Annotated in this window: 14 protein-coding genes; 10 read left to right on the forward strand and 4 right to left on the reverse strand. The window is 49.9% G+C overall.

Annotated elements, in window-relative coordinates; all coding sequences use genetic code 11:
- Nucleotides 1-7: 7 nt before the first annotated feature.
- The 5 genes from T502_RS06665 to T502_RS09050 all read left to right on the forward strand — a co-directional run bounded on the left by T502_RS06665 (nt 8) and on the right by T502_RS09050 (nt 3,398).
- On the forward strand, nt 8-301 hold the full coding sequence (locus T502_RS06665) for a 50S ribosomal protein L21e (RefSeq protein ID WP_042706421.1): 294 nt from the start codon (nt 8-10) through the stop codon (nt 299-301).
- 64 nt (nt 302-365) lie between these two features.
- The gene (locus tag T502_RS06670) at nt 366-716 is read left to right on the forward strand and encodes an RNA polymerase Rpb4 family protein (protein ID WP_042706422.1); all 351 of its coding nucleotides are present in this window, start codon (nt 366-368) and stop codon (nt 714-716) included.
- A 24-nt stretch (nt 717-740) separates the two neighbouring features.
- Nucleotides 741-1,301, forward strand: a complete 561-nt coding sequence (locus T502_RS06675) for a DUF655 domain-containing protein (protein WP_042706423.1) — start codon at nt 741-743, stop codon at nt 1,299-1,301.
- Nucleotides 1,302-1,340: 39 nt separating this feature from the next.
- Nucleotides 1,341-2,114: a 16S rRNA (adenine(1518)-N(6)/adenine(1519)-N(6))-dimethyltransferase RsmA gene (rsmA, locus tag T502_RS06680; protein WP_042706424.1), complete on the forward strand. Its 774-nt coding sequence runs from the start codon at nt 1,341-1,343 to the stop codon at nt 2,112-2,114.
- Between the two features lie 357 nt (nt 2,115-2,471).
- A complete protein-coding gene (locus tag T502_RS09050; protein ID WP_211248153.1) occupies nt 2,472-3,398 on the forward strand; it encodes a hypothetical protein in 927 nt (308 codons plus the stop codon).
- An 82-nt stretch (nt 3,399-3,480) separates the two neighbouring features.
- Here the strand turns inward: T502_RS09050 and T502_RS06690 are convergent, their stop codons facing one another.
- Entirely contained in the window at nt 3,481-3,846 is a 366-nt protein-coding gene (locus tag T502_RS06690) for a ribbon-helix-helix protein, CopG family (protein WP_042706426.1), read from the reverse strand.
- Nucleotides 3,847-4,015: 169 nt separating this feature from the next.
- On the opposite strand from T502_RS06690, the gene T502_RS06695 reads away from it, so the two are divergent.
- Nucleotides 4,016-4,582: a DUF4352 domain-containing protein gene (locus tag T502_RS06695; RefSeq protein ID WP_042706427.1), complete on the forward strand. Its 567-nt coding sequence runs from the start codon at nt 4,016-4,018 to the stop codon at nt 4,580-4,582.
- Nucleotides 4,583-4,720: 138 nt separating this feature from the next.
- Here the strand turns inward: T502_RS06695 and T502_RS06700 are convergent, their stop codons facing one another.
- Together T502_RS06700 and T502_RS09145 are read right to left on the reverse strand one after the other, a co-directional pair.
- Nucleotides 4,721-6,304 carry an MFS transporter gene (locus tag T502_RS06700; RefSeq protein WP_042706428.1) on the reverse strand — a complete coding sequence of 528 codons (1,584 nt, stop codon included), beginning with the start codon at nt 6,302-6,304 and terminating at the stop codon, nt 4,721-4,723.
- A gap of 100 nt (nt 6,305-6,404) precedes the next feature.
- Nucleotides 6,405-8,468, reverse strand: coding sequence for an ATP-binding protein (locus T502_RS09145; RefSeq protein ID WP_042706429.1), 2,064 nt, complete (start codon nt 8,466-8,468; stop codon nt 6,405-6,407).
- Nucleotides 8,469-8,591: 123 nt separating this feature from the next.
- Between T502_RS09145 and T502_RS06710 the strand changes: the two genes are divergently transcribed.
- The 4 genes from T502_RS06710 to larE all read left to right on the forward strand — a co-directional run bounded on the left by T502_RS06710 (nt 8,592) and on the right by larE (nt 11,312).
- The gene (locus T502_RS06710; protein WP_042706430.1) at nt 8,592-9,167 is read left to right on the forward strand and encodes a HemK2/MTQ2 family protein methyltransferase; all 576 of its coding nucleotides are present in this window, start codon (nt 8,592-8,594) and stop codon (nt 9,165-9,167) included.
- 39 nt (nt 9,168-9,206) lie between these two features.
- Nucleotides 9,207-9,401: a MoaD/ThiS family protein gene (locus T502_RS06715; protein WP_042706431.1), complete on the forward strand. Its 195-nt coding sequence runs from the start codon at nt 9,207-9,209 to the stop codon at nt 9,399-9,401.
- Between the two features lie 12 nt (nt 9,402-9,413).
- Nucleotides 9,414-10,343 carry a TIGR00269 family protein gene (locus T502_RS06720; protein WP_042706432.1) on the forward strand — a complete coding sequence of 310 codons (930 nt, stop codon included), beginning with the start codon at nt 9,414-9,416 and terminating at the stop codon, nt 10,341-10,343.
- Between the two features lie 141 nt (nt 10,344-10,484).
- Nucleotides 10,485-11,312 (forward strand): ATP-dependent sacrificial sulfur transferase LarE, encoded by an 828-nt coding sequence (larE, locus tag T502_RS06725; protein ID WP_042706433.1) that lies wholly within the window; start codon nt 10,485-10,487, stop codon nt 11,310-11,312.
- Between the two features lie 75 nt (nt 11,313-11,387).
- Here the strand turns inward: larE and T502_RS06730 are convergent, their stop codons facing one another.
- The gene (locus T502_RS06730; RefSeq protein ID WP_042706434.1) at nt 11,388-12,116 is read right to left on the reverse strand and encodes a HesA/MoeB/ThiF family protein; all 729 of its coding nucleotides are present in this window, start codon (nt 12,114-12,116) and stop codon (nt 11,388-11,390) included.
- Nucleotide 12,117: the final 1 nt, after the last annotated feature.

Genomic DNA, 12,117 nt, shown 5'->3' on the forward strand with positions numbered 1-12,117 from the left:
TCTAAAAATGGCACATCACAACGGTCAGAAAAAGAAGACTCGATATAAATATAAGAAAGACCTCAGAGAGCGCGGAATGGCTCCCGTAACGGCAGCAATCCAGGAATTCGAACCCGGACAGAGAGTTCACATCGTAGTCAACCCCAGTGTTCAGACAGGAATGCCGCACCGCAGATTCCACGGAAGAACCGGTGTTGTTGTCGGAAAACAGGGACGTGCATGGGTATTGGAGATCGCCGACGGCAACATGACCAAGACCGTGGTCTCATTACCGCAGCACCTGAGAGCACAGAGATTATAATCACAGAGATTATAATTACAAAAATCTCATAAAACTATAATCATTTTTCAAATCAGTGATTGGCATGAAAGTAAAAGGTATTATCAGCGAAGAGAGGATTACACTTCCGGAATTACGGAGTTCACTTCAGAAAATCGAGGCGGCACGTCTTGAATCCGGAAAGGAGATGTCATACGAATTAAGGCGCAGCATCGAGCATGCCAATCACCTCTCCAAGGAAAGTGCGGAATCCTCAAAGGATCTCGTCGATAAGCTGCTCGGTCTCGAGAAGATGAAACCCGACATTGCATACAGAATTGCGTCCATCATGCCCAAATCAAGGGACGAACTGCGTGCAATCTATGCAAAGGAGCGTTTCACCCTCTCGGGAGAGGAACTTGACGAGATACTTGATCTGGTAAAAACTCACTTCTAATCTTTTATTTGGGGGGCGCTTTTCATGAAATCAGATAAGAAAGAGCTGTACGCTTTAATCCTTGACGTTCTTCCAATGACCGCCGGCGACCCGCGTCGCCCGCAGTTCAAGAAAGAACCGATTGTTCAGGCGGTGGGCACGGAACAGTTCAAACTCCTTGAACTCGTACCGAAGGTTGCCGATGTAAACGTAAACGACAAGGTCTACATCGGCGACAAGGCACGCGACAAGATAGAGAAGGTAAAACGCCGCATCGGCTACGCCGATCTGACGCAGACCGCAAAACTCGAACTCCCGTATGCCGTGGAACACATCGTAACCGAAAACGAGGGGAAATTCGTGGACTTCTTCAACAAAGCGGTTCCGATTACGTCGAAGCAGCATATGCTCCACCTCCTCCCCGGCGTCGGCAAGAAGATCCTCTGGGAGATCCTCGAGGCACGCGAGAAACAGCCTTTTACCTCGTTTGCGGATATCGCCGAGCGCGTAAAATCGGTTCCCAAACCCGAACAGATGATTATCAAACGGGTAATGGAAGAACTCGAAGATCCGAATGTAAAATATCACGTTTTTACGTCGAAGTAAAGCCGCGTCGAAACAGAGCAGCAGCGAGCCCGAGAGAGCATGAGAGCGCCCCACGATCAGCATTTCCTCGCCGATGAGGATGCCGTCAGAAAAATAGCGTCCTTCACCGATGTCGACGGCGTCACCGTCCTCGAGATCGGTCCCGGAAAGGGCGTTCTTACCCGTGCCCTCCTCGAGCGCGGCGCAAAAGTCATCGCCGTCGAGCTCGACGGCACCCTTCTTCCGCATCTGGAATCGGCATTCGCCGACGAAATCGCGTCCGGCAGACTCACAATCGTCCACGGCGATGCCATACGCTGCGAGATTCCGCCTTTTGAGAAGGTCGTCGCCAATCTTCCCTACTCCGCGTCCTCGAAGATTACCTTCCGCCTCCTCGATATCGGCTTTAAAGAAGCGGTTCTCATGTATCAGAAGGAGTTCGGCGAGAGGATGATTGCTCTCCCCGGGACACCCGACTGCGGAAGGCTCTCCATCATGGTTCAGACCTGCGCAAGGGTAATGCCGCTCATGGAGCTCAAACCCGAGTCATTCTCACCGCCGCCGGAGGTCGACTCGTGGGTGGTAAGGATAACACCCAAGTCCGAACTCACCTACCCCGTAAGCGACCGCAAACTCTACGCCGTCCTCGTCCGCGAAGCCTTCTCGCACAGGAGAAAGACGCTTAAGAAAGCGCTGACAAACGCCGCTCATGTCCTCGGAAAAGACGTTGCGGCAAAGATAATTGCCAATGCCCCCGAAGACCTCTTAAAGAAGCGTGCCGAAGAGCTCACGCTCAAAGAGTGGGCAATGCTGACCGACTTTTCTAAAGTCTAACAATATACACTGTTTTAATAAGTACAGCCCTACGCCATCTCCAATAAAATAGGTAACACTTCGCCGATTTTTGAATCAAAGCGGGATGATTTGAGCATACACATTTACTGATCTTAAAACAAAACCCCACAACCTAAAATAATTTTATAGAATATTTTATCATCTAAAAAAGTACATTTTATCACTACTAAGGAACATCCAGGATATTCTTGCGCAGATGCCGATTACTTGAAAGAGGTATTGCTATACGTATTATCTGCGAAACGGCACGATTCGGATGCTTCGCCCAACAGTTGCAAAAAAATCGGAGGTATATCTATGAATTCCCGTGATGACAGAATGTATTACAATGATCGGATGAATTACGAAGATCGAGAGTATTACGACAATCAGAGAAATTACGATAATCGAAGAAACTACGATGATCAAAGAAATTACAATGGCATAAGAAATTACGATGATCGAAGAAATTACGATAATCGAAGAAACTACGATGATCAAAGAAATTACAATGGCATAAGAAATTACGATGATCGAAGAAATTACGATGATCGAAGAAAATACGATGATCGAAGAAATTACGATGACCGGATATACTACGATGATAGAAGGTATCACACAAGTAAAAGCCAATGGCTGGCGGCAATTCTCTCGACTCTGATCATAGGCACCGGACAAATCTATTGTGCATTCGGAATTGAAGAATGGGGTAAGCAATTGGCTAAAGCAATTATCTACATAGTACTATGGATCATATTATTTTGGACAGTACTTCTAATTGCGGTAATAAACCCCGGATTAGGATTTTTCGGATATATTGGATTGCTTATATGGTATCTGGCAATGATTAAGGACGCATGGAATACCGCCATAGATATCTCGGAAGGATGTTATTGCTGGTCATTTGTCAACCTGAGATGTTTAAATTCTGGAGGAAATAATACGGGTTATTACGATGATCATAATTACGGAAATTATCCCGTACAAAAAAACAAATGGCTGGCGGCAATACTCTCATTTATAATTGTGGGTGCGGGACAGATATATTGTGCATTCGGAATTGAAGAGAGGGATAAACAAATAGGTAAAGGAATCCTCTATCTGGCTATATTTATCGGAATGTTTTTTGTAATCCCCATCATGATAGTAATAATTCGTGATCAGCTTATTATGATGGTCCTTATCCTGATTTGGTTTGGATGGTGGCTTCAAAACATCGTAGATGCCTACCATACCGCCGAAGAAATAACAAACGGATCATATGTCTGGTCATTCTTCAAATAAAATACTCATAAATATTCACCGATTTTTAGGAAATCTATGAGTAAAAATGAGTAATAAATCAAAAGAGCAGTGTGAAGAAGTATCACACTTTCTTTTTTGCAATCTCAGGATTGGATTTGGCAATGATCTCAATCAGCTGACTGATAGTTTTCTGCTGTTCCGAGAGTAATCCCCTCAACTCTCTTATTTCATCCGCAAGTTCTTTGTTTGACTTAATTAAGGATTCATCGGATTTTTCAAGATTCTCTAATTTCTGCGAGAGATTTTTAAGACTGTTTTGATATTCGTTGTCAGCCAAAACTTTTCCGTCCACTTCAACCCAATATCTGACAGCTTTGTTTATGACCGCTGTTCTGTCAATCCCCTCCCGATCTTTCAGAACATCAACCATTTTGACCAATTCCGACGGGAGTCTTACACTCACTTGCTCGATATTGTTTCTCGTCATTATCTGAATTATTTTTTCAAACTAAAGGATTACTCTTTGTGAGATATAATAATTTTAAAGAATCTTTAATAATCTATAAAATCATTATAGAATACAATCGAGAGATATACACGTGGCATGAACGCGGGAACCGACACCGATTATTAAGACAAATTTTGGAGATGAAATAATGAAGATAAAAAGAACAATTTGCATAATATTGCTGTTGCTGACAATAACGGCATTAACCGCGGGGTGTATTTCCTCGACACGTACTGGTCAATCAGAGTCTCAGTATGTTGAGCCTGTGTATGTGGGATATGCTCAACCAAAAGAGGTTGTAGGTTCTATTGGAGAAATAATGACCTCGAAATCTCCGACATACAACATTAACTGGGCTGTCACAGACAGGATCAGAGGTGCAAAGGCAAACGCAATCGTGGAAAGCGGAAACATGTTCAACACAAAACCGTACAGCGGATATGAGTATCTTCTCTACAAAGTTATGGTAAAAAATGTAGGTACTGACAAATACACAATTTATCCTCCGACATGGGAAGCTTATGCAGACGGCGTCGAGCAAACCCAAGAATGGGTAATATTGCCGGACAAATACGATGAACTAGGATACATTGACATAATGCCAGGTGCATCAACTTCCGGTTGGATCTGCACCCAAGTTCCAATCGGCTCATCGGTAAGGATATACTTTGAACCGCTCTTTTACGATGACGGAATGGTCTATGTTCCGATCTGATCATATATCAGACACATTACTTTTTTTGTAAACTGCGACTCACTTCTTCAAAATCTGGCTTTTAAGAGGTAAAACAGTCAGTAAAATATTTAGAGAGAAACGGTTTGTTTGAACCGAGCCGCCCCTCATTGTGAGTGCCTACGCACTCTTTCCCTTCGTCTCCGCCGCCCACGAAAGCACAATCGCGATAAGAATCACGAAAATGGACGCGGTAACGGCGCCGTTCATCATGACAAGGGCATCGTCGACACCCGCATCCTGAATATCGCTGAGGAAGATATTCTTCATAATCGCCACAATGCCGATGGACACCGCCATACCCAGCATCCTCGTCGTCGAAAGCGTTCCCGAAGCCATGCTGTATTCCGTCTCCGTGACCGAATCCATGATGGCAGTGCTGTTTGGCGTAACAAAGATCGCAATACCGACACCGAAGAGAGCCTCGACGAGGATCATCTTCCAAAGCTCCACGGCAACGCCGCAGGTATAGAGAACGAGGAAACCCGCGGCAATAATCGCAAGACCCGTAACCGTCCCGTATCTCGGAGTAACACTCCTGATGAACCTGTCAATCAGATTCAGCAGTAAAACGCCGAAGCCCACCGCGGATATCGTCGCCGCAATGCAGGCGGAGGTCAGCCACTCCACGCCCGGCATCTCGGCGCCGACGAAACAGGCAAAGATAAGCCCGGCAACGCCGACGCAGAGACTCGGAACGAGAAGCTTCCCCGGGAGGAGATGATCGTAGAATCTGCCGACAAAAATCGTGAACAGAACCAGAACAAGTGCCTGAGTCGTCACGACAATCGCCCTCGGAAGTGCATCCGTAATACCCCAGACATTCGTAAGGAATATCGAGATGAGCGAACCCATCGAGTAGATGGCGACATAGTAGAGCAGGTTTGCGCCGTTGTTGAACGAAAACCTGCGGTTCTTAAGGATTAAGTCAATCGGCATAATCGGATTGGAATTCCTGCGCTCCCAGACCGTGAATCCCGCGAGAATCACAAGACCGGCAATCAGCACGAAAAGTGCGGTCATGTCCGGCAGCTTCGAAAACCCGTAGAGCGCCATCGAGAGACCTGCGATGAAGAGAAGAGCGCCGACGCTGTCATAGCGTCCCGTATCCGTAACCCTGTCGCCGGGCACGAACATAACGGCAAGGAAGAGCGATACAAGCGCAATCGGGCAGAGAATCATATACACCGCCTGCCAGCCGAAGAAATCCGTAAGAACCCCCGCAAGAAGCGGACCCGCAAGCTGACCCAGGAAAACACCCGTCATCGCAATGCCAATCGCCGTTCCCCTGAGCTCAATCTCGACCGCGGACGAGAGCAGCGCGATTGCCGTGCCGAACATCAGCGCATTCCCGAGACCCTCGACGGACCTCATGAAGATGACCCACTCCCCCGTCGGAGAAAGCCCGATTCCGAGAGAACCCAGACCCAGAAGCAGAACGCCCAGACAGAAGAAGAACTTCTTGCTGTATTTATCGGCAAGTCTTGCCGCGGGAATCAGAAAAACGGTCGACGTCAGCAGATATACGGTCAGAATCCAGCCGTACATCTCCCAGTACAGGGCACCCTGCGGATACCCCAGACCCGAGAGCATGTTGGGAAGCGCGATATTTGTCGCATCCCCGATAAACGGCGGCAGAAAACACGCCATTGCCACGGTAACGGCAATAATTGTCTGTTTCAGACTGAGATGCAGTTTCACCATTATAGATCGGATTTATACCTGCCCGATAAAAAATGCGCCGATCCCTATCGAAAAAATGATCAAAATAATAATCGAAAAAACGATAAATGCGGAACGCGGATTAGAACACCACTTCCTTTCCGCTCACGCCGTCGATGAACAGAACTCTCTCGTCGTGCCCGCATGCCGCCGTAACCTTATAGACGGGATAATAAATCGTCTCAAACCCGACAATCTCCGAGGTCGCCTCTATAATCTTAAAGACCGTCCTCACATCGCCCTCCTCGACAAGCCTCTTCTCGACATAGCCGCCCTCAATCTCACCCATCTTCAGATCGATACTGACCTCGTGCGGCTTCATCGCCGGCAGATGAGTGTCGACAAGCGGCACATAGACGGGCTTCTCGGACTCGCCGAGCGTATCCGACTCCGTAATCAGCTTCTTATCCTTGAGAGTCGAGATGACCTTATCCACAATCTTCTTGGAATGCTTCGTCTCCGCCTCGATCTCAGCGGCAGTCTCACCCTTTAGCGGCATGGTATCGAGAATCTCCACGCATGCCTCGTCAAGACCGACATACTCCTCGATAAACGACCTGTACTTCAGACCGCCGTCGATATCGACTCCTTTGGCGTTTCTGCCGTCGATGAGATAGACCGTCTTCTTGGGACCCCTGCGCAGAATGCCGCCGATATACTTCACCGTGACCTTCACAAGCGGAATATAAACCAGATCCGCCGACAAAAGCCTCTCTTCGGTGCCGAAACCGAACTTCTTCTTTTTAAGCCGTCCCGAGGCGCGGCTGAGAGCCTCCTCGCGTTCGAGAACCGGCAGAATCGCCTCCTTGTTGACGCGCTCGGCAACCAGCGGCTTTCCTTTGGCAGCGCCGACCCGCTTTGCCGGCTTCTTCTCCGCAGCCTCCGGCAGATCGGAAACCTTCTGCGCCTTATCCTTCTTCGCCGCCGCCTTAGAAGTCTTCCTCTTCGCGGGCGCCTTCTTCTCCGCTACCTCGGGCAGAACCGTATCGCTTTCGTCGATTCCGCCCGCCTCCGTATTCCTCTTAGCAGACGACTCCCCGAAAGAGCCCGAAAAGTCATCGTCGAAGGAAGGCTCATCAGAATCGCCGATGAACTCGATAACGGAATCGGAACCGCGGTCGCCTTCCGTAATCTCGCCCGAATCACCGTCTATGATGCCGGAATCGAAACCGTCAACTCCGTCCCCTCTCTCCGAAACATCGTCATAATCGGAATCGCCGTCGGAGAACTCCGAATCCGAGCCGTAATCGTAGTCCCCGTCCGCACCCTCATCGAAATCACGCGAATCTTCGGGAACGTCGAAAGAATCCTCCTCTTCCGGCAGCGGATCCTCCTCGGTCGAGATCTCGCGGTACTCGAGAAGGGGCGTCAGACCGCGGTGCTGGGTCTCGCGCCTTCCAAACCGCATTTTGGTCTTCTCGCGCACCAGATTGCCCATCACATAGAAATCGCCCGGGTTAAGCGTCGTAAGCTCCTCGACCTCCTGCTTCGAACTGAAGAAAAGCCCCACAGCCTTGAGATCGTTATCAATCGAGAGCTTGCCGATAATCTGGTTGTTGCACTGCGAAAGCACGTTCTTCGTCACAATCGCCGGACGCTGGGTTGCGACCATCAGTCCCAGACCCCTCTTCCTGCCCCTTCGCGAAATCTCCTCAATCTTCTTTATCGAGTCCTTCGACTGCGGAATGAACTTATCCGCCTCCTCGACAATGAGCAGATACGGCTTGCGCTGATCCGTTGCCACCTCGTAAAGCTCGTGAGTCATCTTCGAGACCCGCGGAATCATGTCAATCTCGGAGACGTCGTAGATAACCGGTCTGCTCTCGGCAACCGCCCTCTGAAGAATATGCCTTATATTGACCTTCTCGATATCGTAGTCCATCCTGATATTGCCGGTTCTGGAATCTCCCCCTTCCGCACCGATCCACCAGATATTGTCGAACTTCTCCTTAAGCGAATAATACTCCCCCTCGGTATCGATAAGGCAGAAACCGATATTGTTCCTGCACATCTTCTCGCATAAAACGGCAATACTCCAGCTCTTACCCGCACCCGACTGCGCAATAATACAGGTTCTGCCGGTAACGAGCTCCTGTGCATCGACATAGAAGTCACGCCCCGCGGCTTTTCCGATCTTCAGTTCCATATAATCCCCAATTATTAACGATATTTAGCACTCAAAACACTTTAAGAATACTGTTTCAATCGGAGTTGTCCGCAAGACCGCCGCCGCGTAAGCTATTTTGTCATAAAAGACAAAGTCATAAAAATGTTTGCGCAGGACGACAGTCAGGTATATCAGCCCGAAAGAGACACCTATCTGCTCCTGAAATGCGCACTTGCGGACGCAAAACCCGCCGACACAATCATCGAGATCGGCACGGGAAGCGGTCTCATCGCACATGAGATGAGCAAAATCTCGAAAAAGACCATTGCCGTCGATATAAACCCGCATGCCTGCATCGCCGCAAAAAAACTCGGCGTCGAGGTCATACGCTCCGACCTCTTCTCCGCACTCAAAAACAACCCAAAATTCACGCTCGTCCTCTTCAACCCGCCGTATCTCCCCACACGGCCCGAAGAGAGAATCGACGACTGGCTGGAATACGCCCTCGACGGCGGCACTGACGGCAGAAGCACGATAGAAAAGTTTGCCGACGGACTCGCCGCCGTAATGGACAGATACGGCAGATGCCTCCTCCTCATATCCTCGCTCACGGGGATAAACGAGGTCCCCGCATACTTCAAATCAAAAGGCTTCATCTCCCTCGTCATAGCCGAAGAACGCGTCGAGGACGAGACACTTTATGTCCTGCGGATAAGCCGCGACCTTTGCAGCCTTTAGACACGCAATAACGCGAAACCCGATACGGAGTCAACCGACATGAAAATAATCCTTCCCGACAGGAAAACAATCGAAGAGGAACGCGAACCCGCGGTTATAAAAGACATTCTGGAAAGCCTCGGGATCAACCCGGCATCGGTAATCGTCGCCAAAAACGGCAATATCGTACCCGACGACGTCATACTGGAAAATGCCGATGAACTCAAAATCATCTCCTTCGCACACGGCGGATAGGCGATATCAGCGATGAACAACCCCAACCTCTGCAGCATCTGCGGAAAACCCGCCGCAGTCCGTCTCAATAACCCCGAGCGCAGGCTCTGTGCCGAACATTTCATCAAAGACGCCGAAGAACGCGTCTTTAAGGCAATCGACGCCGCGGAGATGATCCGCGAAGGCGACAGGGTCCTCGTGGGCTTAAGCGGCGGCAAAGACAGCACCGCCCTCATACTAATCCTCAGCGAATACGTCAAAACCCGTCCCGACGTAAAACTCATCGCCGTCACAATAGACGAAGGCATTGCCGAATACCGCGAAGATACAATAAAAGCCGCAGAGCGCCTCGTCGAGCATACCGGCGTCGAACACGGAATCATCTCCTTCACCGAACTCTTCGGCGACACCCTCGACAGACTCGTCGCCGACCGCAAAAACCTCGCCTGCAGCATCTGCGGAGTCCTGCGGCGCCGTTCCCTGACCGAAGCCGCACGCCGCTTCGATGCCGACAGCATAGCAACGGGGCACAACCTCGACGACGAAGCCCAGTCCGTCCTCATGAACATGCTCCGGGGCGACAAACCCTCCCTGATTCAGGACAGCTCGCTCGGATACACGGGATACTTCGTCCCGCGGATAAAGCCGCTCGCCGTCCTCTCCGAGAAAGAGATCGTCACCTACATAATGCTCAAAGGCTTCTACACACCCCTGCCCGAATGCCCCTACGCCGTAACCGCGCTGAGGATGGAGGCAAGAAAGATAATAGGCACCCTCGAAGAGAGATACCCGGGCACAAAACTCAACATCGTCAGGTTCCGCGACGGCATCAGAAAACATGTCCCCTACTCGCCGAAAGGAACGAAAGGAAAACTCAACACCTGCAAAATCTGCGGAGAACTCACAAGCGGCGAGATATGTCAGGTCTGCCGCGTATTGAACAGGAAACAGAGCGATGAATGAAACGGCTGCACCCCGACTGCACTAAATTTATCGTATCAAAGAACAATTCAGATATTATTCATCTCAAATCATAATCTCGGGAATCACACAAAGTAATATCCCGATAACGTCAGATAATACGCAATAAACGGGGGGAAAAATATGCCTGTAACGGACGATGCCGACAAACAACTGCTTCAAAATCTGAATAACGAACTCGGAAAATACAAAACACTGATAATTGCCTATTCCGGCGGAGTCGACAGCGCTTTTCTCTGTGCAACCGCGGTTAAACTGAACGAGATAAACGTAACCGGCGTCCTGCTGGACACTCCGCTCATGAAGAGATCCGAAAAAGATGCGGCTCTGCGCATCGCCGATGAAATCGGTCTCGACCTGAAGGTTGTCCGGTTCAACCCCACCTATATCGAGGGAATAAACACAAACACGCGGGAACGCTGCTACATCTGCAAAAAGGCGATGATAGATAAGATAAAGGAATACATCGCCGAAAACGCAATCGAAGAAGCCGCAATCGCCGACGGACTCAACCTCTCCGACAAGAACGAGTTCCGCCCGGGAATTCAGGCATCCAACGAGAGCAATGTCGTTCATCCGCTCGTCGACGCGAATTTCACGAAAGACGACATCCGCCGCGTCGCGGGAGCCCTGGGATACTCCTTCGCCGAGAAACCCTCGTCGCCGTGCCTTGCCACGAGAATTCCCTACAACACCCTCATCACCTTCAAAAATCTCAAGATGATCGAGGAAGCCGAAGATTTCCTCAACGGCATCGGTCTTGAGGACTGCCGCGTCCGCCTTCACAAAAATATCGCCAGAATAGAGGCGGAACCCGGGGATTTCCCCACCCTTGTCGATAAGAGGGAAGAGATCGTAAGCCGCCTCAAAGACATGGGCTTCGTCTACATCTGCCTCGACCTTCAGGGATACAGAACCGGCAGCATGGGCGAAGAGCTGAACAAATCCTGAAAAAAGAAAAACGGATTATTTTTATTTTTGTAATTTTTTAGATTATTTTAGTTTATATCAGTTATTCGGTCTTTTTTATTTTCTGCCGGCGCAGACCGTACACTTCGGATTCTTCGCAAACGGCATTATCGTCGACTCCGCCTCAAGACCGTCCCAGATGAAAAGGCGGTTTGTAAGAAGTCTGCCGCGTCCCGTGAGGTACTTAATGACCTCGTTCGCCTGAATCGAGCCGATTATCGCCGGAGTCGTCCCCAGAACCGGCGAAACCTCCGCGGGTGCGGCATTGGGAAAGAGACAGCTCAGACAGCCGGTCTCGCCCGGGACAATCGTCGTCGCCTGCCCGTGAAAACCCCTGACGGCGCCGTGGAAGAGCGGAATGCTCTTATCCACCGCCGTCTCGTTCAGGACATAGCGGGTCGCAAAATTATCCATCGCATCGACGATTCCGTCGGCATCCCCGACAATCCTCTCCGCCGACGACGAATCGATAGTACCGTCGAAAGTAATCACCTCAATCTCCGGATTGAGCGCCGTAAGCTTATCGCGTGCCGAAAATACCTTTTCGTATCCGATATCCGCGGAACGGTGCAGAATCTGCCGGTTCAGATTCGAAAGCTCAATCTTATCGCGGTCGGCGACCACAAGCGTCCCCACGCCCGCCGCCGCAAGATAATACAGCACCGGTGAACCCAGACCTCCGGCGCCCGCAACAAAGATCTTTGCGTTCTTCAACTTCTCCTGACCCTCTTCGCCGAAGATCATAATCTGACGCTTATATCGGCTCAGTTCATCCTCAGATATCATA

Source organism: Methanomicrobium mobile BP, from assembly GCF_000711215.1.
In the GTDB taxonomy this organism is placed as follows: Archaea; Halobacteriota; Methanomicrobia; order Methanomicrobiales; family Methanomicrobiaceae; genus Methanomicrobium; species Methanomicrobium mobile.